20 protein-coding genes and 1 pseudogene are annotated in these 21,358 nt (G+C 71.3%); 13 read left to right on the top strand and 8 right to left on the bottom strand.

Annotation, left to right across the window (positions count from 1 at the left end):
• Positions 1-68: 68 nt before the first annotated feature.
• The 3 genes from AB0M56_RS47165 to AB0M56_RS47155 form a co-directional block, all read right to left on the bottom strand.
• Complete coding sequence (locus AB0M56_RS47165; protein WP_364189189.1) at positions 69-914, bottom strand: hypothetical protein; 846 nt, start codon at positions 912-914, stop codon at positions 69-71.
• A 375-nt stretch (positions 915-1,289) separates the two neighbouring features.
• Positions 1,290-2,504 (bottom strand): ABC transporter permease, encoded by a 1,215-nt coding sequence (locus AB0M56_RS47160; protein WP_364189186.1) that lies wholly within the window; start codon positions 2,502-2,504, stop codon positions 1,290-1,292.
• Positions 2,501-3,427 carry an ATP-binding cassette domain-containing protein gene (locus AB0M56_RS47155; protein WP_364189183.1) on the bottom strand — a complete coding sequence of 309 codons (927 nt, stop codon included), beginning with the start codon at positions 3,425-3,427 and terminating at the stop codon, positions 2,501-2,503. The genes AB0M56_RS47160 and AB0M56_RS47155 overlap by 4 nt, the downstream gene beginning before the upstream one ends.
• A gap of 160 nt (positions 3,428-3,587) precedes the next feature.
• On the opposite strand from AB0M56_RS47155, the gene AB0M56_RS47150 reads away from it, so the two are divergent.
• From AB0M56_RS47150 to AB0M56_RS47130, 5 genes are all read left to right on the top strand, one after another.
• Complete coding sequence (locus AB0M56_RS47150) at positions 3,588-4,799, top strand: helix-turn-helix domain-containing protein (protein ID WP_364189180.1); 1,212 nt, start codon at positions 3,588-3,590, stop codon at positions 4,797-4,799.
• 220 nt (positions 4,800-5,019) lie between these two features.
• On the top strand, positions 5,020-5,943 hold the full coding sequence (locus AB0M56_RS47145) for an ACP S-malonyltransferase (protein WP_354884121.1): 924 nt from the start codon (positions 5,020-5,022) through the stop codon (positions 5,941-5,943).
• Entirely contained in the window at positions 5,940-6,923 is a 984-nt protein-coding gene (locus AB0M56_RS47140) for a beta-ketoacyl-ACP synthase III (protein WP_364189177.1), read from the top strand. Before AB0M56_RS47145 ends, AB0M56_RS47140 begins: the two co-directional genes overlap by 4 nt.
• 71 nt (positions 6,924-6,994) lie before the next feature.
• The gene (locus tag AB0M56_RS47135) at positions 6,995-7,240 is read left to right on the top strand and encodes an acyl carrier protein (protein WP_004559006.1); all 246 of its coding nucleotides are present in this window, start codon (positions 6,995-6,997) and stop codon (positions 7,238-7,240) included.
• Between the two features lie 64 nt (positions 7,241-7,304).
• Positions 7,305-8,555: a beta-ketoacyl-[acyl-carrier-protein] synthase family protein gene (locus AB0M56_RS47130; protein ID WP_364189174.1), complete on the top strand. Its 1,251-nt coding sequence runs from the start codon at positions 7,305-7,307 to the stop codon at positions 8,553-8,555.
• A gap of 66 nt (positions 8,556-8,621) precedes the next feature.
• Here AB0M56_RS47130 and AB0M56_RS47125 read toward each other — a convergent pair whose 3' ends face one another.
• Complete coding sequence (locus AB0M56_RS47125; protein ID WP_364189171.1) at positions 8,622-9,215, bottom strand: hypothetical protein; 594 nt, start codon at positions 9,213-9,215, stop codon at positions 8,622-8,624.
• 31 nt (positions 9,216-9,246) lie between these two features.
• A complete protein-coding gene (locus AB0M56_RS47120; RefSeq protein ID WP_285969400.1) occupies positions 9,247-9,750 on the bottom strand; it encodes a DUF3145 domain-containing protein in 504 nt (167 codons plus the stop codon).
• A 266-nt stretch (positions 9,751-10,016) separates the two neighbouring features.
• Between AB0M56_RS47120 and AB0M56_RS47115 the strand changes: the two genes are divergently transcribed.
• A complete protein-coding gene (locus AB0M56_RS47115) occupies positions 10,017-12,344 on the top strand; it encodes a hypothetical protein (RefSeq protein WP_364189168.1) in 2,328 nt (775 codons plus the stop codon).
• Positions 12,345-12,667: 323 nt separating this feature from the next.
• On the opposite strand, the gene AB0M56_RS47110 is transcribed toward AB0M56_RS47115, so the two are convergent.
• The gene (locus AB0M56_RS47110; RefSeq protein WP_364189166.1) at positions 12,668-14,077 is read right to left on the bottom strand and encodes an NAD(P)/FAD-dependent oxidoreductase; all 1,410 of its coding nucleotides are present in this window, start codon (positions 14,075-14,077) and stop codon (positions 12,668-12,670) included.
• Positions 14,078-14,223: 146 nt separating this feature from the next.
• Between AB0M56_RS47110 and AB0M56_RS47105 the strand changes: the two genes are divergently transcribed.
• The gene (locus AB0M56_RS47105; protein ID WP_364189163.1) at positions 14,224-14,685 is read left to right on the top strand and encodes an Lsr2 family protein; all 462 of its coding nucleotides are present in this window, start codon (positions 14,224-14,226) and stop codon (positions 14,683-14,685) included.
• Positions 14,686-14,688: 3 nt separating this feature from the next.
• Here the strand turns inward: AB0M56_RS47105 and AB0M56_RS47100 are convergent, their stop codons facing one another.
• Both AB0M56_RS47100 and AB0M56_RS47095 read right to left on the bottom strand, forming a co-directional pair.
• On the bottom strand, positions 14,689-15,417 hold the full coding sequence (locus AB0M56_RS47100; RefSeq protein WP_364189161.1) for a lipoate--protein ligase family protein: 729 nt from the start codon (positions 15,415-15,417) through the stop codon (positions 14,689-14,691).
• A 93-nt stretch (positions 15,418-15,510) separates the two neighbouring features.
• On the bottom strand, positions 15,511-16,140 hold the full coding sequence (locus AB0M56_RS47095) for a TetR family transcriptional regulator (RefSeq protein ID WP_364189232.1): 630 nt from the start codon (positions 16,138-16,140) through the stop codon (positions 15,511-15,513).
• A 143-nt stretch (positions 16,141-16,283) separates the two neighbouring features.
• On the opposite strand from AB0M56_RS47095, the gene AB0M56_RS47090 reads away from it, so the two are divergent.
• The 6 genes and pseudogenes from AB0M56_RS47090 to AB0M56_RS47065 all read left to right on the top strand — a co-directional run bounded on the left by AB0M56_RS47090 (position 16,284) and on the right by AB0M56_RS47065 (position 21,242).
• Complete coding sequence (locus tag AB0M56_RS47090; RefSeq protein ID WP_364189158.1) at positions 16,284-17,369, top strand: ferredoxin reductase; 1,086 nt, start codon at positions 16,284-16,286, stop codon at positions 17,367-17,369.
• 10 nt (positions 17,370-17,379) lie between these two features.
• The gene (locus AB0M56_RS47085) at positions 17,380-18,495 is read left to right on the top strand and encodes an acyl-CoA desaturase (RefSeq protein WP_364189155.1); all 1,116 of its coding nucleotides are present in this window, start codon (positions 17,380-17,382) and stop codon (positions 18,493-18,495) included.
• A 10-nt stretch (positions 18,496-18,505) separates the two neighbouring features.
• Positions 18,506-18,688 (top strand): annotated as a pseudogene (locus tag AB0M56_RS47080) (hypothetical protein); the annotation flags it as partial.
• A 186-nt stretch (positions 18,689-18,874) separates the two neighbouring features.
• Positions 18,875-20,146, top strand: coding sequence for a sensor domain-containing protein (locus AB0M56_RS47075; RefSeq protein ID WP_364189152.1), 1,272 nt, complete (start codon positions 18,875-18,877; stop codon positions 20,144-20,146).
• 20 nt (positions 20,147-20,166) lie between these two features.
• Positions 20,167-20,811: a response regulator transcription factor gene (locus tag AB0M56_RS47070; protein WP_364189149.1), complete on the top strand. Its 645-nt coding sequence runs from the start codon at positions 20,167-20,169 to the stop codon at positions 20,809-20,811.
• 20 nt (positions 20,812-20,831) lie between these two features.
• Positions 20,832-21,242, top strand: coding sequence for a secondary thiamine-phosphate synthase enzyme YjbQ (locus AB0M56_RS47065; RefSeq protein ID WP_364189146.1), 411 nt, complete (start codon positions 20,832-20,834; stop codon positions 21,240-21,242).
• The last annotated feature ends 116 nt before the right edge of the window (positions 21,243-21,358 follow it).

Below are 21,358 nucleotides of genomic sequence, written 5' to 3'. Positions count from 1 at the left end.
CCGTCCCAGCACGCGGACAGGCCCGGTGCCGTCGGCGATGCACCGGGCCTGTCCGAACCGCGCCGGGATCAGCGATCAACGCGGTTGAACCCGACCGGCGGGGTCGGGGTGTCGTTCCCGGCCTGGTGGCCGTTTCCCGGCTGAACGGGCTGCGTACGGGTCTGCGCGGTCTGCGTGGTCTGGGCCTGGGTCTGAGTGGTCTGGGCCTGCGGCCGGCTACCGACCTGGGGCCGGCCACCACCGTCGCCCGGGCTCAGCTGGCCCTGCAGGTTGGCGAGCCAGCCACCCCAGCGGTCCTGGGCGGGCTTGATGAGACCACCGCCGAAGCCGACCACGATCACGCCGCCGATGGTCGCCAGCACCGTGATGAGCACCGGGCCGGTGATGGCGGTGGCGATGTTGACCTGGCCCAGCGCGGCGATGATGCCGAACGCCATGATCAGCCAGTAGGCGACGGTGCCGAGCAGCCGGCCCGCCGGCCGCGTGGACATCGCCGAGTTCACGACGTCGCGCACGACCTTCGCGATGGCGGCGGCCACGACGATGAGCACCAGCGCCACCACGATCCGCGGCAGGAAGGCGATGATGTCGTTGAGCAGCTGGCTGACCGGATTCGACTCACCGAACACGCCGAACGCCAGCTGGAGCGCGATCAGCAGAATGAAGTAGTAGACCAGTTTCACGAGGATGCCGGTGGCGTCGACATTCGCCTGCTTCATCATTCCGGTCAGCCCCGTCTTCTCGACGAGCCGGGAGAATCCGAGCTTTCCGAGCACCAGTGACAGCGCTTTGGACACCGCTTTCGCGATCAGCCAGCCGATCAGCAGGATGATCAGAAAACCGACGAGTTTCGGCACGAACGTGGCCACCAGATTCCAGGCCTGTCCGAGTCCGTCCTTGAGTTGCTCACCCACGCTGGGCTCCCTTCGTCATGGATTCCCGGCTGCGGGCTGTTGCAGCGGGTCGATGATCAGGTACCCAGCCAGCGGGAGTGCGTTGCACCACGATCGAGTGAGACGACTGGCGCGAGAAGATCAATGGCGGCCATACTTGTACTACCGGTGGGGACCGGGGAGACGAGGCCGTCCGGCGCAGCGTAAACCGCAAGCGCCGGGCGGCCTCGAGCATTTGCGGGTATTACCACCGGGCGTATTCAGCGGGTGTTCGCGTCGTCGCCCTGCGAATACGCTTCAGGTTTCGCCGGACCCTTCAGGGCTTTCAGCACCCTTCGAGGTTTCAGCGGCCTTCGGGTTTCACAGGGCGACGACGCACGTTCACCGAACGGACACTCAGGCCGCGCGCAGCGCGTCGCGCAGTTTCACCTTCGCGCCCGTACGCATCACCGCGTTGCGGTAGATCCGCGCGGCCAGCCAGACCAATCCCGGAATCAGCAGCACCACGAGCCCCACCGACACCACGGCTTCCCACACCGGCACCCCGCCCATCGCGAGCCGCATCGGCATGAGCGTCGGCGCGAACACCGGAATGACGGAAAGCACCTCGGCGAACTTGTTCGACGGGTCCGAGGGCAGCACCGAGATGCCCACCACGTAGCCGACGATCACGAGCATCAGCACCGGCGACACGGCACCGCTCACGTCCTCCTGCCGAGACACGAGCGCGCCGAGTGCTGCGAACACGATCGAATACATGAAGAACCCGAGCAGGTACCACACGACCAGCCAGACGACCGTGCCGATGGCCGCGGACACCGAGATGGTGAGCACCCCCGTCCCCAGACCCGCGGCGATGCCGACGACCCCGATCGCGAGCATCTGGATCAACCCGACCGTGCCGATGCCGAGCACCTTGCCCGCCATCAGCTGCCACGGCTTGATGGTGGACAGCAGCAGCTCGACCACGCGCGAGGTCTTCTCCTCGACCACGCCCTGCGCCACGGTCTGGCCGTTGAGCAGGAGTGACATGTAGATGAGAATGCCCGCGATGATGCCGAGCACGAGCTGCTGGCTGTCGTAGTCGTACGGTTTCTCCAGCGGCGGCAGCTCGTCGATGCTCGCGGTCGCGACCGCGGCGTCCACCTTCGCCGGGTCACCGTGCTGCGCGATGATCTCCGAGTTCTGCGCGACGCGGCCGGCGAGCACGGTGAGCACGTTCTTGAGGTTGCCGTCCAGGTCCTTCTCGACCTGCACGTGCACGCGGTCGGCGCCCTGCACCAGCAGCGCGTCGATCGAGCCGTCCTTCAGCTTCGCGATCCCGGCCCGGTCGTCGGCGACGGGCTGCGTGGCGATGTTCTGCCCCACCGACTTCCCGATCGCCGTCAGCGGTGCCGAGAGCGGTGCCGCGGCCGGCACGAAGCCGACGGTCGCGTCGGGCCCGCTGCTGCCGCCGAACAGCTTCAGCACCACGACGCCGACGACGATGAGGATCAGCAGCACGAGCGTGCTGATCCGGTAGGCCTTGGACTTGAGCCGCGTGCTGATCTCGCGCGAGGCCACCAGGCCCACCCCGGACAACGGGCTCATGCGGATGTCGGGCGCGCTCATGCCGCCACCTCCTCCTTGTGGTGGTGCTCGGTCACGACGGACCGGAACAGGTCGGTCAGCGACGGGAGCTTCCGCGTGAACTCGCGCACCGGCCCGGTCGCCAGCGCCGCGCGCAGCACGACCTGGTCGTCGGCACCGTCGGCCAGCTCGAGCTCGGTCACCGAACCGTCGCGGCCCAGCACCGTGACGCCGGGCAGGTTCACGGCCCAGCCGTCGGCCGCCTGCGGCGCGTCGACGAGCAGCCGCACGGCGCCGCCGGCCCGCAGCTGCGAGACTGTGCCCATCGCCTCCATCCGTCCACTCCGGACGATCCCGATGCGGTCGCAGAGGCGCTCCACCAGATCCAGCTGGTGGCTGGAGAACACGACGGGCACGCCGTCGGCCGCCTTCTCCTTGAGCACCTTGCTCATCACGTCGACCGCGACCGGGTCCAGGCCCGAGAACGGTTCGTCCAGCACGAGGATGCGCGGTTCGTGCACCAGCGCGGCCGCGAGCTGCACGCGCTGCTGGTTGCCGAGGCTGAGCTTCTCCACCTCGTCGTCGCGGCGCGAGGCCACGCCGAGCCGTTCGGTCCAGCGCTCGGTCGACGCCTTCGCGTCGGCCGCCGACATGCCGTGCAGCCGCGCGAGGTACGTCAGCTGCTCACCCACCTTCATCTTCGGGTACAAACCACGCTCTTCCGGCATGTACCCGACGTGCCGCCGGGTGTCGTGCGTGATGGGCGAACCAGCGAAGCGGACCTCGCCCGCGTCCGCGCTGAGCACCCCGAGCGCGATGCGCATCGTGGTGGTCTTGCCCGCGCCGTTGCTGCCGACGAAGCCGAACAGCTCACCCGGCCGCACGTCGAAAGTCATCTTCTCCAGTGCCACGACGGTGCCGTAGCGTTTGGAGATCGCGTCGATCTCCAGTCCGGGCTCTGGCATCGGCCCTTTCCCCCTTGTTGTCGGATTTCGGTGACGTACATCACTGGTTACGGATCGTAGAGTTCCCGCTGGACGGTGCCTAGCGCCCCCGGTTGCGTGTCCGCCACCGAAAGTTGCCGATCGAATGTCCAACTAGGATTCCAGCGGAGGATCGGAACGAATGGCAGAGACGACGGGGCGCCGGGTCCCCAAGCACCACGGGCTGTCGGCGAAGACGCTGCGCTCGCTCGACCACGCCTCGGGGCGGCTCGCGAGCGCGAGCGTCGCGGTGATGGAACGCCGGCTGGTGTGGTTCGGGCGGCTGCCCGCCGACCAGCGCGCCAGCGTGCTGCTGATCACGCAGGCGGGCGCGGCGGGATTCGTCGACTGGCTGCGCGACTCGAAGGAAGCACTCAAGCTCACCACCGAGGCGTTCCGCGACGCGCCGGCCGAGCTGTCGCGCTACATCAGCCTGCGCCAGGCCGTGAGCATGGTGCGGCTCGCGATCGAGCAGTTCGAGGAACAGCTGCCGGAGTTCGCCGCGAACGAGGCCGAGCGCGCGGCCCTGATCGAGGGAATCCTGCGCTACGGCAGGGAGATCGCGTTCGCCGCGGCCAACTCCTACGCGGCGGCGGCCGAGGCACGCGGCGCGTGGGACGCGCGGTTGGAAGCGCTGGTCGTCGACGGCATCGTGCGCGGCGACGCCGAGGAGGCGGTGCTCTCGCGCGCGGCCGCGCTCGGCTGGGATCCCGCGTCGGCCGCGACCGTGATCGTGGGCAACCCGCCTTCGGAGGACCCGCCGACGGTGGTGTTCGAGGTCCGCAGCCGCGCCGCCCGCGTCGGCCGGCCCGTGCTGCTGTCGGTGCAGGGCTCACGGCTGGTGATCGTGATCGGCGGCCCGACCGAAGGCGGCGTGAAGGAACGCGAAACGCTCTCGCGGATGTCCGCGGTGTTCGCCGACGGTCCCGTGGTCGCCGGCCCGACCGTGCCGTCGCTCGCCGAGGCGCACCACAGCGCGGCCGAAGCGCTTTCGGGCCTGCGCGCGGTGGTCGGCTGGCCGGGCGCGCCGCGGCCCGTCCGCTCCGACGACCTGCTGCCCGAGCGCGCGCTGTCGGGTGATCCCGAGGCCGAGCGCCTGCTGGTGGAGCTCGTGGCGCGGCCGCTCGAGGAAGCGGGCCCCGCGCTGCAGCGCACCGTGGAGACCTACCTCGAAAGCGGTGGTGTGCTCGAACGCTGCGCGCAGACGTTGTTCGTGCACCCCAACACCGTGCGGTACCGGCTGCGCAAGGCGGCCGAGCTCACCGGCCGCAACCCCACCGAGCCGCGTGACGCGTTCGTGCTCCGGGCCGCGCTCACGGTCGGCAGGCTGGCCCGCTTCCGCGGCCTCTGGTGACCCTTGCGGCGGCCCGGATGACGACTCGGCGTGACGGGCCGGCGCGCGGCACCGGTCCCGTGACAGACTTCACGGCAAGCGATGGTTGAATCCCACAAGGCATCTGGGTTAAGGGCAAGGTTCTATCGCGGGTCTTTGGAGGTTTCCTCCAATAACGCCCCGCGGACTTGGTGACCGGCCGCATCCGAGGGACGCGACCGAGCGTGGTGTCATAGACGGCGTGACAGCAGCAGTCCTCTCCCCCGGCCAGGGCTCACAGGCCCCCGGCATGCTCTCCCCGTGGCTCGAGACCGACGGCGCACGCGCGCGCGTCGAGGAGTGGTCCGCCCGCGCCGGGCTCGACCTCGTCCGCCTCGGCACGGAAGGCGACGCCGAGGAGATCCAGGACACCGCGGTCGCGCAGCCGCTGATCGTCGCGCTCTCGCTGCTCTCGTTCGAGCGCTTGCAGCAGGTGGCGCCGGTGGCCGACGACGCGCCGGTGGCCGGCCACTCCGTGGGCGAGCTCGCCGCCGCCGCGATCGCCGGGGTGCTGACCCCGGCCGACGCCGTGGCGCTGGCCGCGGTGCGCGGTGCCGAGATGGCCAAGGCCTGCGCGCTGGAACCGACGTCGATGGCGGCCGTGATGCTCGGTGATCCCGAGCAGGTCGTCGCGTGGCTCGAGGAGCGCGGGCTGGCCGCGGCCAACCGCAACGGCGCCGGCCAGATCGTCGCTTCGGGCGCGGCCGACGCCATCGAGCGGATCGTCGCCGAACCCCTGGAGGGCACGAAGATCCGTGCGCTCAAGGTCGCGGGAGCCTTCCACACGCCGTACATGGCGCCGGCGGAAGACGCCCTTCGCGAGCACGCCGCCGGCCTCACCCCGGCCGACCCCACGCGCCCGCTGCTGTCGAACGCCGACGGCACCGTGGTCACCAGCGGCACCGAGTACCTGGAGCGGCTTCTCGCGCAGGTCACCCGGCCCGTGCGCTGGGACCTCACGATGGACGGCCTCGTGTCGCTCGGCGTGAGCAGCACCGTCGAACTCGCGCCCGCGGGCACGCTGACCGGCCTGGTCAAGCGGCAGCTCAAGGGCGTCGTCACCACAACCACCGCGCTGAAGACGCCGGCCGAGCTGGCGAAGCTGCGCGAGGAGGACGCCCAGTGACCGACCGTCCCAGCCTGCGCCAGAGCACGGGCCCTGCCAGCACCCGCATCCTCGGCGTCGGCAGCCACCAGCCGGAGAGGGTCGTGACCAACGACGACCTCTCGCAGCTCATGGACACCAACGACCAGTGGATCCGCGAGCGCGTGGGCATCATCGAGCGCCGCTTCGGGAACAAGGACGAACTGCTGGTCGACTTCGCCGTCGCCGCCGGCGAAGCCGCGATGGCCGACGCGGGCGTCGACCCGTCCGAAGTGGACACGGTCATCCTGCCGAACTGCACGATGCCCTCGCAGATCCCCAACGCGGCCGGCCAGGTCGCCGCGCGGCTCGGCATCCCGAGCCCCGGCGCCTTCGACCTCAACGCCGCGTGCGCCGGCTTCTGCTACGGCCTCGGCGTGGCCTCGGACCTGATCCGCGCCGGCTCCGCGAAGAAGGTGCTCGTGATCGGCGCCGAGAAGCTCACCGACGTGGTGGACCCGACCGATCGCGCCAACGCGATCATCTTCGCCGACGGCGCGGGCGCCGCGGTGGTCGGCGGCTCCGACGAGCCGGGCATCGGCCCGGTCGTGTGGGGCAGCGCGGGCGACCTCGTGGACCTGATCTACATGCGCGACGAGAAGTGGATCTACCAGGAGGGCCAGTCGGTCTTCCGCTGGGCGACCACGCAGATCGCGCCGATCGCCCTGCGGGCGCTCGAGGCCGCGGGCCTGCAGCCGTCCGATGTGGACGTGCTGATCCCGCACCAGGCCAACCTGCGCATCGTCGAATCGATCGCGAAGAAGCTGCGCGCCGCCGGCGCGCGCGAGGACATGATCGTGGCCGACGACATCAAGTACTCCGGCAACACCTCGTCGGCGTCGGTCCCGTTGGCGCTGGACCACATGCGCAAGGCGGGCACCGCGAAGCCGGGCGACATCGTGCTGGCGATCGGTTTCGGCGCCGGGCTCTCGTATGCCGGACAGGCCTTCGTCTGCCCCTGATGGATACTTCCCTCGCGGGCGCTGTGCCCGCGAGGTGGACCTGTAGAAGAACCGAGAAGGGAACAACTCCAATGGCTGACAACGCTGAGATCCTCGCCGGCCTCGCCGAGATCGTCGAAGAGGTGGCCGGTGTGGCTCAGGACGACGTCACCGCCGAGAAGTCGTTCGTGGACGACCTGGACATCGACTCGCTGTCGATGGTCGAGATCGCCGTGCAGGCCGAGGACAAGTTCGGCGTCAAGATCCCGGACGACGAGCTCGCCAACCTGAAGACCGTGGGCGACGCCGTGAACTACGTGTCCGCCAACTCTAAGTAAGTCCTCTTCGTACCCGGGCCGGGGAAGCCCCCCGGTCCGGAGCCGAGACCTTGGGGAGACTCCCATGAGCAACATCGACGTCGTGATCACCGGTATGGGGGCGACCACGCCCCTCGGCGGGGACGTCGCGTCCACCTGGGACGGCCTGCTGTCCGGCCGCAGCGGCATCCGCCCGCTGACCGCGGACTGGGTCGAGGAACTCGGCCTGCCCGTGAAGATCGGGGCGACGCTGGCCGTCGATCCGTCCGAGGTCCTGCCGCGGGTCCAGGCCCGCCGGCTGGACCGGTGCGAGCAGGTGGCGATCATCGCCGCCCGCCAGGCCTGGGCCGACGCGGGGTTCGCCGAGCAGACCGACGAGCACACCGACGTCGAGCCGGAACGCCTCGGCGTGTCGATCGGCACCGGCGTCGGTGGCCCGATGACGCTGCTGAGCCAGAACGACCTGTTGCACCAGCAGGGGCTCCGCAAGGTGTCGCCGCTCACCGTGCCGATGCTGATGCCCAACGGGCCGGCGGCACACGTGAGCATCGACCTCAAGGCGCGGGCGGGGGTCCACTCCCCTGCTTCGGCTTGCGCCTCCGGCGCCGAGGGCATCGCCACCGGCTACGAAATGATCCGGTCCGGCCGGGCCGACGTCGTGGTCGCGGGCGGGGCCGAGGCGTGCATCCACCCGATCACCCTCGCGGGCTTCGCCCAGGCGCGCACGGTGTCGACCCGCAACGACGACCCGGCGGCCGCGTCCCGGCCGTTCGACGCCAGCCGCGACGGCTTCGTGCTCGGCGAAGGCTCCGGGGTGGTCGTGCTGGAACGGGCCGACCTCGCCAGGGAGCGCGGCGCGCGGATCTACGCGAAGCTCGCCGGCTACGGCATCACGTCCGACGCCTACCACATCACGGGCAACCACCCGGAAGGCATCGGGCAGATCGCGGCGATGCGGGCGGCCATGAGCATGGCCGGCCTGTCCCCGGCGGACATCGGTCACGTCAACGCGCACGCGACGTCCACTGTGGTCGGTGACATCGGCGAGGCGGCGGCGATCCGCAAGGCCGTGGGCGACCACGCCGTGGTCACCGCTCCGAAGGGCGCGCTCGGCCACCTCGTCGGCGGTGCCGGCGCGGTCGAGGGAATCGCCACGATCCTCGCGCTCTACGAAGGCGTGGTGCCCGCCACGCTGAACCTCACCGACCTCGACCCGAAGGTGCATCTCGACGTGGTGTCGGGCGAGAACCGCAAGGTCGAGCTCACCGCGGCGCTCAGCAACTCGTTCGGCTTCGGCGGCCACAACACCGCCCTGCTGTTCACGCCGGCCGCCTGATCGGTTCCACCGCAACGAATCAGGGCCCCTCCCGACGTGGGAGGGGCCCTGATTCGTTGTGCGGGTTCAGCACTTCTCCTGTTCGGGCAAGGTCCCGGGGGTGACGGTGTCGATCTTGTACCCGCCGCCTTCGAGGATCATCGGCAGCACCAGGCGCCAGCGGATGCAGCCTTCCTTGAGCGCCTCCGGTGCCTCGTTGGACGACTGCGTGCTGGTGAAGCCCACGAGCACCCGCAGCGACGCGCCGGCGCCGGGTTCGATGCGGTACAGCAGGATGCTGCCGTCCTTCGTGGACCTGTAGTCACTTGTCCACTTGGTGCGGGGGTTGTCGTCGATCCGGCCCTTGCTGACCGAGCGTGCCCATTGGTCGTAGTCGTGGTGGTTGATGCCGTCGAAGTAGTCCTGCAGCACGGCTTGCACGGCTTTGCCGTGCGGGTGCCGGGCGGCGTCCTCGGTGACCTTGACGTCACCGGGGCCGGGCAGATCGTCCTTGTCCACCGGCGTCGGCGTCGTGAGGGCGATGGGGTCGGCGGTGTCGACGACCGGGCGGCGGTACAGCTCGCGCGCGAGCAGGCCACCGCCGACGGTGATCGACAACACCACGACGAGGACGGGTACCAGCCACCGCTGGCGGGCGGGTGCGGGCGGACGGGCGGTCACCCCCGAGAGGGTACCCACCCGCCCGCGGGTGTCACCCGACCTGGTGCAGCCACGTGACGGGAGCGCCGTCTCCGGCGTGTCGGTAGGGCTCAAGCGCTTCGTCCCAGCTCGCCGCGAGCAGCTCGTCCAGCTTGTGCGCAAGCGACTCCCCGCCGCGAGTCATGCTCACGAGGGCGCGCAGCTGGTCCTCGCCCACCACGATGTCGCCGTTGGCACTGGTACGGCCGTGCCAGAGGCCCAGTCCGGGCGCGAAACAGAACCGTTCGCCGTCGACGCCGGCGCTGGGTTCCTCGGTGACCTCGAAGCGCAGCATCGGCCACGCCTTGAGCGCCGAGGCCAGCTTGCCCGCGGTTCCGGACGGCGCGCGCCAGCCGCACTCGGCGCGCAGCTGTCCGGGACTGGCGGGCTGCGCCGTCCACTTCAGCTCGACTCGGGCTCCGAGGGTGCCCGAAATAGCCCACTCGACGTGCGGACACACCGCAGACGGCGACGAGTGGACGTACACCACACCTCGGGTGTTGCCACGGGTGCTCACTGCTGACCTCCGCTTGCTCGACGAGGGACGTCTTCCCCTACGACCTCTCGAGCTTCGCTTCGGCTGGTGGGCCTTCCGTGCCGCTTCCCCGATCTGTGTAGCACATTCTGCACCCCAACCGTGCCATTTGGCCACACGAACACCACAAGTCGCACGGGAATCCCCCTTGAGGAGGGAGGCTCGCCGACGCGTCCGCGTGTAGCACGGATCTGCGGGGCAGGCACGCTAGCGTGGGCCGCGAAACGGTCGAGGTGAGGAGGGTTTCGGTGCGACTGGTCCGCCTCGGGCAGCAGCCGTCGCGCGTCGCCGAGGATGTGCGGGCGGCGCTGGCCTCCCTCGGCCGCGGCAGCACCGTGATCGGTGGCGTGGCCCTGATCGGCGCCCGCCCGGCCGGCGGCGAGCGCGCCGTCGAGGCCGTGGTGGTGCTGCCGAAGGGCGTGCTCATCGTGATCGGCGTCGACCTCCCCGACCCCGCGCTGCGCCTCGAAGCGCCGCTCGGCGGCCCGTGGAAGGCCGACGGCTGGCCGCTGGTCCACGGTGACGACGCCGTCAACCCCGCCACGGAAGCCCTGGACCTCTCGGCCGAGTGCGAACGCCGCATCGCCGAGCTGGCGCCGGGTTCCGGCCCGGTGGGCACGATCGTGGCGGTCGGTCCGTATGTCGAGACGGTCGATCAGCCGCCCGCGGACCTCGCCGGGCCGGTGCGCGTGCTGCACCCGACGCCGACGACGATGCTGGCCGCGACGGTGTCGCTGGCCACGGCGCGGAGTCCGCGGTCGCTGGACCAGGCGCGAGCGTTGATCACGGCGCTGGCCCCGGATGCGCCGGCGATGTCGGACGAGGTGCTGCTGGGTGAGGGGTTCGTCCGGTACACCGATGATCCGCCGGTCCCGGTGCCTGCTCCTGTTCCGGCTGCGGCTCCTGTTACTGCTTCTGGTGTGCCGAAACCCGCACAGCGCATTCGCATCACGTCGGTGCCGCCGCCACCGCCGGTCATCCCGACCACCCGGCCGGTGCCGCACGTCGCCGCGCCTTCACTTCCGGGCGTCCCGGCCGAGGCGCCGGCTTTCCCGGGTGCGTCCACTTCGGTCACTTCCCCGGCCGCGGTTCCCGAACAGGCGGGTCACCTCGCCACCGCACCCACCGAGTCGACGGCGGCACCGGGTTCGTCCACTTCGGCCGCTCCCCCGGCCGCTTCGCCGCTCCCCGCGGAGTCTTCCTCGGTGGCCGTTCCCCCGGCCACCGGGGAAACCACCGGCACCGACCCGGCGATCCACCTCGCCGACGCCCCCACGGAGTCCATCGCCGCACCGACCTTCCCCGGTACGGCGAGTACGGCTGCTTCGGCGGCCGCTGCGGACCCGGCCACCGAGCCTGAGCAGGCGATTCCCCTCGCCGAAGCGCCAACCGAGTCGACTGCCGCGCCGAGGTTCCCCGGCGCGGAGGCGAACGGTCCGTCCACTTCGGGCGGTCGCCGGAGTGGTTCGCTGGAGTCGGCGGTGACGGAGAAGATGACGTCGCCGAAGCAGGGTGGGCCGAAGCAGAGCGGGCAGCGGCCGGCCGGGCCGCGAGCGGTGCCTGCGCCGAGGCCGTTCCCGCCGGGGAATGGCAACGGCAGGCCGACTGGCACGCCGCATGCCACGCCCGGCGGAAAGGCGCCGGTCCCTCCCGGCGGCAACCCGCCTGTCGCTCCGGTTGGTGGCAAATCTTCTGGCTCTGCCGGGGGTAAGGCTCCGGCTGGACAGCCTCCCGTCGCCGCTGGTGGAAAGCTCGGTCCTGCCGGCAAGCCCGCCGTGGTCGGCACCAATGCCGGACCGACTGGCAAGCCGCCGGCACCGGCGGCCCGGCAGGGTGCCGCAGCGACCGCGACGAACGCAGCGAGCCCGCCGAGGGCTGTGTCGTCCGCGCCGTCGGCTTCCGGGTCGGTGGAGGTGCCCGCGGGTGGCGGTGCGCCGCCGCGGGAGAAGGAGCAGTCGCGGACCGTGCGGTGGGTGCCGGTCGCCGCGATCGGGTTGCTGGCGATCCTGCTGGTCACGGCGATCGTCGTGGCGGCGACCGGCGGCGGTGGGGGTGGCGAGGCCGCTCCCGCACCGAGCTCGAGCGCGCGGCCGGTGCCGCCGCCCGCGGCCGTGAGCAGTGCGCCGGCCAGCAGCGCGGCGCCGAGCCTGTCGTTCGAGCCGCGGGCGAGCAGTTCGGACCAGCGGTGCGCGTCGCACGCGTTCGGCGACGTGCAGGCCAGCCTGCAGCAGACGAGCTGCTCCGCCGTCAGCCGCGCCAGCTACACGGCCCTGGTCGACGGGCGCGCCGCCGCGGTGACCATGGCTGTGGTCCGGTTCCCCGACGCCGCCCAGGCCACGCACTTCAAGCAGGTCGCCGACACCCCGGGCGGCGGCGGCATCCTCGACGTCGCCACCGAGACCGGCAAGTGGCCGGGTCCGCCCCCGCAGTTCGACAGCGCCGCCTACACCAGCAAACTCGACGGCACCGGCGTGCGACTGGTGCAGGTCGTGTGGCAGTCCGGTCCGTCCACTCCGGACGACCCCGGCCTCACCCGGGCGGCCCAGGGCGCCCTCGCGCTCGCCATGCCCGCCTGACCGCACTCGGCCCCGACGAGCAGCGCCCGGCACACCACCCCGCCCGAGTGCGGCTGGCCACCGAGATCCGCGGCGCCGTCGCGCCGGCCGTGCCCGCCGACCCGCCACCCGAACTCGCACGCAGCGCCGTCGCACAGCGAACCGCCAACAGACCTCGGCGCGGCCGGGCAGTCCCGTGCGCGACCGCCTGAGCACGGCCGACCGCGGAAACCTGCGCGCGCTCGAGCTCGCCCAGCCGCGGCGCACTGCCGAAACCCGCGGCAGCCTCGAAAACAGCCGGTCCCCAGCAAGAGCCGGGGACCCGCCGCCTCTCAAAGCCCTGCCTACAGGCCGTAAGCCTCCAGCAGCCGCAGCCAGACCTCGCTGATCGTGGGGAACGCGGGGACCGCGTGCCACAGGCGGTCGAGGGGGACTTCGCCCACGACGGCGATCGTGGCGGAGTGCAGCATTTCCGCGACGTCCGGGCCGGCGAAGGTGACGCCCAGGATCACGCCTCGGTCGGTGTCGACGACCATGCGGGCCTTGCCCGTGTAGCCGTCGGCGGAGAGGGCCGAGCCGGCGACCGCGATGTCGATGTCGACGACGCGATCGGCCGAGCCCTCGCGAGCCTCGCTGAGGCCGACGCACGCCACCTCCGGGTCGGTGAAGATGACCTGCGGCACGGCGTGGTGGTCGGCGGTCGCGCTGTAGCGGCTCCACGGCGCGGTGGAGATGTCCTCTCCGCGGCCGCGCGCGGCGATGCTGTCGCCGGCCACGCGGGCGCCGTACTTGCCCTGGTGGGTCAGCAGTGCGCGGCCGGTCACGTCGCCCGCGGCATAGAGCCAGCCACCGTCCACGGCGGACACGCGGCCGCTCTCGTCGACCTCGAGCGGGCTGTCGGTGGGCAGGCCGAGGACGTCGAGCCCGACGTTGCCGGTCGCCGGTACGCGGCCAGTGGCCACCAGCAGCTCGTCGACCACCAGGTCTTCGCCGCCGGTGAGCTTGAGCGACGCGCCGCCGCCGTCCACAGCGGACACCTCGTCGATGCCCGAGCCGGTGTGCGCGATCACGCCGTCGGCGCGCAGGCCCGCGAGAACCAGGTCGCCCGCGAACTCCGGCAGCCGCGGCAGCGGGCGCCTGCCCGTGATGATCAGGTGTACCTGCGCTCCCAGGCGCGCCCACGCCTGCGCCATCTCCACGCCGACGACGCCACCGCCCAGCACGCCGAGCCGCGCGGGCACGGCCGACGACGACGACGCTTCGCGCGAGCCCCAGGGCTTGATCGTGTCGAGGCCGGGGATCGGCGGGTTGCGCGGCACACTGCCGGTGCAGACGATCACGCCGTGGCGCGCGGTGAGCACCTGCCCGTCGGACAGCGTCACCTCCCGTTCACCGGAAATCCGCCCGTGGCCGCGGATCGGCTCGACGCCGACCCCTCGCGCCCAGTCCACCTGGCCGTGGTCCTGACCTTGCGGGTCACCGCGGCCGGTGAACGAGTCCCGGCGGGCGAGCACCTGCGCCGGGTCGAGCGCGTCGCCGACCACCACCCCCGGCATGCGCTTGGCCGCGGCGAGCAGGTTCCCCGGGCGCAGCAACGCCTTGCTGGGGACGCACGCCCAGTACGAGCACTCACCGCCGAACAACTCGTGCTCGATGAGCGCCACCTTGAACCCGCCCATGGCGGCGCGTTCCGCGGCGACTTCACCGACCGGGCCGGCCCCGATCACCACGACGTCGAAAGTCTGTCCTGACATGGGTTCAGCGCACACCACTGCGCGGCTTCACGCAAGCCAGCCGCTACTCTCTTCCGCGAGCTGCAAGAAATCGGCGACACCGGGTCACCGGGTCGTCGCCGTGCCGATTGCACGCACGTCCACGATCGAGCACGGAGGGCTTTCGCATGGCCAAGAACACCGCCGTCCGCGTGTTGGACGATCTCACCGGCGAACCCGCCGCCGAGACTGTGGGCTTCGGCCTCGACGGACTCGACTACGAGATCGACCTGTCCGCCCGCAACGCCGCGGCACTGCGGGAAATCTTCGACCCCTACGTGACGAACGGCCGTCGCACGGGTGGCCGCAAGCAGCGGCCGCGGATGGTGACGGGGGCGAAAGCCGTCGAACCACAGCAAGTTCCGGCGAAGGCCAAGCCCGCCAAGCGCACTGCGGCAGCGGCGAAGACGACGGCCCGCCCGGCCGAGCAGACCGAGCCGGCGCCGAAGACCACGCGGGCCAAGCAGCCGGTGAAAACCCCTGTCGCGGAACCGAAAACCGTGGTGAAGACCACTGAGCCGAAGCCGGTCAAGGCCGTCCGACGTCCGATGAAGAAGATCCCCGCCGTCACGTTCTCCGCCGGCGAGTAGCGCTCACCGGCGCTGGTTGCCGTCGGTGTGCCAGCCGTCGTAGTGGTAGCGCGTGTCCAGCAGCACGCGCTGCCGCTCGAGCTCCGCGTCTGTCGGCGGCCGCGGCACGAGCGGGCCGAGCAGCCCCGCGGCCGCGGCACGCACCACCGACTCCACCTCGCCTTCCGCCGGGTGCACGCCGTGGTCGGCCAGCGAGGCGACCTTGCTGCGGTGCGAGTCGAGCGGCTTCGGGTCCGGCGGCGGCCCGGTGAGGTAGGCACCGACGCGCGCGGCGTCGGTGTCGATCAGCAGCGTCGAGTGCGCCAGCAGCCCGTTTTTGGTCCGGAACACCGCGAACCCGCACAGCTTCGCGTCACCGATGAACAGGCCGCGCTCACCGAGGCGCGGCGGCAGGCCGAGCTTCTCGACGGCCGCCGACATCACCAACCCGAGCATCTCCAGCGGCCGGTCGGCCGGGCCGGGCAGCACGAGCGTGACGTTGAGGTTGCCCGGGTCGTGGAACACCGTGCCGCCACCGCTGGCCCGGCGCAGCACCGGCACGCCGTCGCGCTCGCACTCGGCCACACGCACTTCGCGCGCCACCTTCTGCCCGCGGCCGACGACCACGCTCACCTGGTTGCGCCACAGCCACAGCACCGGCGTGGCCGGGCCTTCCCGCAGCAGCGCCTCGTCGAACGCCAGGTTCCCGGCCGGGTCGCTGAACTCCGCACGCACGTCCGACCCGGTTTCCACAGCGCTCCTCCACGACCTCGCCCGCCGAAGATCCGGCGTCCCCGAAGAACAGGCTGGTCGACGAAATCGTAGCTCTCGGGCGCCGGCCCGCGGCTAGGCGGACGGGCGCCAGTGGGGCACGCCCACGAGGATCATCCGCAGGCGCTTGCGGGCCAGCTCCAACGTGCGTTCGTCGGCCTCGCGGTCGCCGTGGCGGACGTCGAGCAGGTCGACGACCGTGGCGAGCATGGCCGTGACGATGAGGTCGGCCAGCGCGTGGAGGTCTTCGGTGGGCCACTCGCGCAGGTGGTCGAAGCGGGCGAGGTCGATGGCCAGATCGCTGGAGAACAGCCGCAGCTCCACGCCGATGGCGCGCGCGACCGGGCCGGTTCCGGCGTAGCGCTCGCGCGTGACGAAGCGGAAGTGGTCCTCGTTGGCTCGCACGTGTTCGTACAGCGTGCGCACGGACGCGTCGATCATGCCGCGGTGGCTCACGGGCTCGGTGCGCGCGGAGCGGATCATGCCGCGCAGCGTGCGCGTGGTCTCCTCGACCAGGGCGACGCCGAACTCGTCCATCGAGGCGAAGTGCCGGTAGAAAGCGGTCGGCACGATGCCCGCGCGCTTGGTGACCTCGCGCAGCGACAGGCTGCCGAACCCGCGGTCGGCCAGCAGCTCCAGTGCCGCGTCGAGCAGCGCCTGGCGGGTGCGCTGCTTGCGCTCCTGCCGGCTCACCGCGGCCGGCATCTCCGCTTCGGACACGTCCGGCAGCGTACTGACGCCTTCGGCATGGTCCACGTCACATCACCTCGCTCCCGCGTTGACAGCCACCCGGGCCGTGCCCCCACACTAGTGAGTGTACAGATGTGCACTCAAATCCGGAGGGCGTGATGACCGCACTGCTCCCGCAGCGCCTGCGCGGGCTCGCCTCGCTCGCCGAGGCCCTGCTCACCCCGCACGGCGCCGACCGCTACCTGGAACTGCTCGACCCGATGCTGGTCCGCCGCGAGATCCGCGGCCGCGTCGTCGACGTGCGGCACCAGACCCCGGACACGGTCACGTTCAGGGTGCGGCCGAGCCGCGCGTGGCGGGGCTTCGAGGCCGGGCAGTACGTGCGCCTGACCGTGGAGATCGACGGCGTCCGGCGCACCCGTTGCTACTCGCCGTGCGGGCCGGGCGGCGGCGACCTCGAGTTCACCGTGAAGGCCGACCCGCAGGGTCTGGTGTCGCGCCACCTGCACGCCACCACCCGCGTCGGCACGGTCTTCGGGCTGTCCGCCGCGGACGGCGAGTTCACCCTGCCCTCGCCGCGACCTGAGCGGATCGTGCTGGTCAGCGGCGGCAGCGGCATCACGCCGGTGCTCGCGATGACACATCGGCTCGTCGCCGAGGGGCACCGCGGCGAGATCGCGTTCCTGCACTACTCCGACACCGCCGACGACGTGCTCTACCGCACCGAGCTGGCCGGGCTCGCCGAGCGCCACCCCGGCTTCCGGGTGGTCCACGCGCACACCCACGGCCGGGGTGGCGACCTGCGCGGGTTCTTCTCGAAGCAGCACCTCGCCCACGCCGCGCCGTGGTTCCGCGACGCCGAGACGTTCCTCTGCGGTCCGAAACCGCTCATGGACTCGGCCCGCGAACTGTTCGAGACCGAAGGCCTCGGTGAACGACTGCACACCGAAGAGTTCACGGCACCGCCGTTGACGTTCGACACAGCGACCGCCGAAGGCACCGTGCGCTTCGCCCGCAGCGGCCGCGAATGTGCCAACTCGGGCAAGCCGCTGCTGGAGCAGGCCGAGGACGCGGGCCTGTCGCCGGAGCACGGGTGCCGCATGGGCATCTGCTTCTCCTGCACCCAGGTGAAGACCGCCGGGCGCGTGCGCAACGCCCGCACCGGCGAGGTCTCCGGCGAAGAGGACGAAGAGATCCAGCTCTGCATCAGCGTCCCGGTCGGGGACGTCGAGATCAACGCCTAGGAGGGACGCCATGACACGACTTCAGGACCGCCTCACGCCCGAACAGATCGAGGAGTTCGGCCGCGAACTCGACGTGCTGCGCCGGCGCGTCGTCGACGACCTCGGCGAGGCCGACGTCGAGTACATCCGCACGATCATCAAGACCCAGCGCGGGCTGGAGGTCGCCGGGCGCGGGCTGCTGTTCGCCGGATTCCTGCCGCCCGCGTGGGTCGCCGGCGTCGCGGCGCTGTCGCTGGCCAAGATCCTGGACAACATGGAGATCGGCCACAACGTGATGCACGGCCAGTACGACTGGACGCGCATCCCGGAGCTGAGCTCGCAGCGCTTCGAGTGGGACAACGTCGCGCCCGCAGAGAACTGGCGGCATTCCCACAACTACCTGCACCACACGTTCACGAACATCCTCGACAAGGACCGTGACATCGGTTACGGCATCCTGCGGATGGACGCGGCGCAGAAGTGGCACCCGTACTACCTCGGCAACCCCGTGTACGCGACGCTGCTGGCCCTGCTGTTCCAGTGGGGCGTGATGCTGCACGACCTCGAAATCGAGCGGGTTTTCAAGGGCGAGCGCACATGGACCGAGAACGTGCCGGTGCTGCGCAAGATCGTGCGCAAGGCCGCGCGGCAGATCGGCAAGGACTACCTGCTCTTCCCGCTGCTGACCGGTCCCCTGGCGCCGCTGACGCTGGCGGGCAACGCGAGCGCGAACCTCGTGCGCAACCTATGGGCGTTCGCGATCATCTTCTGCGGCCACTTCCCCGCCGACGTGGAGAGCTTCACCCAGGAAGAGACCGACGACGAGTCGCGTGACCAGTGGTACCTGCGCCAGATCCTGGGGTCGGCCAACATCACCGGCAGCCCCCTGTTCCACATCCTTTCGGGGAACCTTTCGCACCAGATCGAGCACCACCTGTTCCCGGACATCCCGGCGCGCCGCTACCCCCGGATCGCGGCCGAGGTGCGCGAGATCTGCGAGCGCTACGGCCTGCCCTACAACACCGGGCCGCTGCGCAAACAGCTGTGGTCGGTGGCCAAGAAGATCGTGAAGCTGGCGCTTCCCGGAACGCCTCGGGGCGGCCCGGAGGTTACGGTGGACCCCGATCGGCAACTCCGAGCAGCCTGAGGAACCTCACATGGTGGGTCAGTTCGAAAGCGGCAAGGACACGGTGCAGGAGCTCACGGAATCCGCGGCCACCCACATCGGGGCGATCGCGACGATCATCACCGGCGCCGTGCGCGACATCGCGCGCGAAACCGGCAGCTGGCTCACCGACGTGATCGAAATGCGCGAAGCGTCGCAGCGCGCTCGGGAGGACAGCGTCCGTGAGCACGGTGCCCGTGAGCACGGTGCCCGTGAGCACAGCGCTCCAGAGCACAGCGCTCGCGAAGACGAGCAGCGCCCCCAAGCAGACTGACGCCCTGGGCCGGGCGGGGGAAATCCCCCACCCGGTCCAGGGCGAACCCGGTGGTCGGCCGGCCGGGTGGCGGGCAGACTTCGGGGCATGACTTCTCGGGCCGCGGACGCACGCGCGCCGCGGCGCGGGTGGTGGCCGGGGCCGCTGCGGCAGACGCGGGCGGAAGCGGTGTGGCTGGTGGTGGCCGGGGTGCTGTCGCCGGTCGCACTCGTCGTGGTGCTCGTCGGGCTCGCGATCGGCGTCGCGTTGAGCCCGCTCGGGCTGGGGCTGCTGGTGCTCGCGGGGGTCGTGCGGGGGATGCGGCTGCTCGGGGGCCTGCACCGGCGGCTGGTGGGCGTGTTGCTCGACGCACCGCTGCGCGCGCCGGCGCCGGTGGCGCTGCGGCCCGGGTTGTGGCACTGGCTGGTCGCGCGGCTCGGCGACCGGCACGCGTGGCGCGCGGGCGCGTACCTCGTGCTCCGGGTCCCGATCTCCTTCGCCGGGTTCGCCGTGGCCGGGTCGCTCCTGGTGTTCGGCGTCGCGGGGGCGAGCTACCCGGTGTTGTGGTTCTTCACGCGCGACGTGCTGCCGGTCTACAACATCGTCAGCCGCACGTGGCCGGGCACAGTGCTGTGGGCGGTCGGCGGCGTGATCGCGCTGGCCGCCGTGCCGTGGGTCGTGCACGCGCTGGCGGTCCTCGACCGGCAGCTCGGGCGGCTGCTGCTGTCCGGGCCCGGGTTGCTGCAGCGCCTGCGGTTCCTGGAGGAGACGCGGGCGACGGCGCTCGAAGACGCGGCGCAGCAGTTGCGCCGCATCGAACGCGACCTGCACGACGGGGCTCAGGCTCAGCTCGTCGCGATGGCGATGAAACTGGGGCTGGCGAAGGAAGAGCTGGCCACGGACACCGTCGACCTGGACCAGGTGCGCACGCTCGTCGAGGCCGCGCACGGCAACGCCAAGCAGGCCCTGGTGGAGCTGCGCGACCTCGCCCGCGGCATCCACCCGGCCGCACTGGACAAGGGACTCGACGTGGCACTGTCCACTGTGGCCACTTCCGCCGGGATGGCGGCGACGGTGTCGGTGCGGCTGGGCCACCGGCCGCCGCCGTCACTGGAGGCCGTGGTGTACTTCGCCGCCGCGGAGCTGATGACGAACGTGGCGAAGCACTCCGAAAATCCTTGCACCGTCCGGATCGACAAGCACGACGCCGTGCTGCGGCTGACGGTCACCGACCCCGGCCCCGGCGGCGCGGCAATGGTGCCCGGCGGCGGGCTGGCCGGGATCATGGAGCGGCTGCGGCCGGTGGACGGCGAGCTGACCGTGACGAGCCCGCCCGGCGGCCCGACCGTGGTCACGGCCGAAGTCCCGCTGCCTCGCTAGGCTGGCGACAAGGGGGACGCATGCGGATCGTGATCGCCGAGGACTCGACCATCCTGCGCCAGGGCCTGGTCGAGCTGTTGGGGCTGCGAGGCCACGACGTCGTCGCGGCGGTGAAGGACGCCGAGGAGCTGCGGGCGGCCGTGCGGGCACACCGGCCCGACGTGTCCGTGGTCGACATTCGCATGCCGCCTTCGCACACCGACGAGGGCCTGCGCGCGGCGATCAAGCTGCGCGAGGAGCTGGCGGGGTGCGCGATCCTGCTGTTCTCGCAGTACGTGGAGACGAAGTACGCCAAGCAACTGCTCGCCGACCAGGCCGGCGCGGTCGGCTACCTGCTCAAGGACCGCGTCGCCGAGGTCTCCGACTTCCTCGACGCGCTGCGCCGGGTCGCGGCCGGCGAGACCGTGCTGGATCCCGAAGTCGTGCGCCAGCTGTTCGCCGCAACCGGCCGGTCGGGGCCGCTGGGAGAACTGACCGCCCGCGAACGCGAGGTGCTCGACCTGATGGCGCAGGGCCGGTCCAACTCCGCCATCGCCGCGGACCTGTTCCTGTCGGCGGGATCGGTCGAGAAGTACGTGACGAGCATCTTCGCCAAGCTCGGCCTGCCGCCGTCGGAAGGCCACAATCGCCGGGTGCTCGCGGTGCTGCGGTACCTCGGCGTGTGAACACACCTACGCTCAACACCATGTACTCAACCGAGCTCGAGGTGCACACAGGAAACACCGCCGTCGTGCACGACCTGACCCACGAGGCCGAGAAGTTCCTGCGCGACGCCGACGCCACCGACGGCCTGCTGCACGTCTGGGTACCGCACGCCACGGCCGGTCTCGCAATCCTCGAGACCGGCGCCGGCAGCGACGACGACCTGCTCGCCGCACTGGAGGACATCCTTCCCCGCGACGCGCGCTGGCGGCACCGCCACGGCAGCCCTGGCCACGGCCGTGACCACGTGCTCCCGGCGCTGGTGCCGCCCTACGCGACGGTTCCGGTGCTGGGCGGGGTGCTCGCGCTGGGCACGTGGCAGTCGATCTGCCTGGTCGACACTAACGTCGACAACCCGGTGCGCAAGGTCCGCTTCAGTTTTGTGTGCGGCTGAGTTGTCTGCCCCGGCTCCGCCGGGGCGGCGAGATCGCCTTTGAGCCGGCTTCCGGATGGGGCGTCCAGCAGGATCATGAAGAACCCCAGGCACAACGCGCTCAGCGCGGCCCAAGG

This window comes from Amycolatopsis sp. NPDC051372, from assembly GCF_040682095.1.
GTDB lineage: Bacteria > Actinomycetota > Actinomycetes > Mycobacteriales > Pseudonocardiaceae > Amycolatopsis.
The sequence above is the reverse complement of the archived record's forward strand: the minus strand, read 5'-3'. Positions and strand labels throughout refer to the sequence as shown.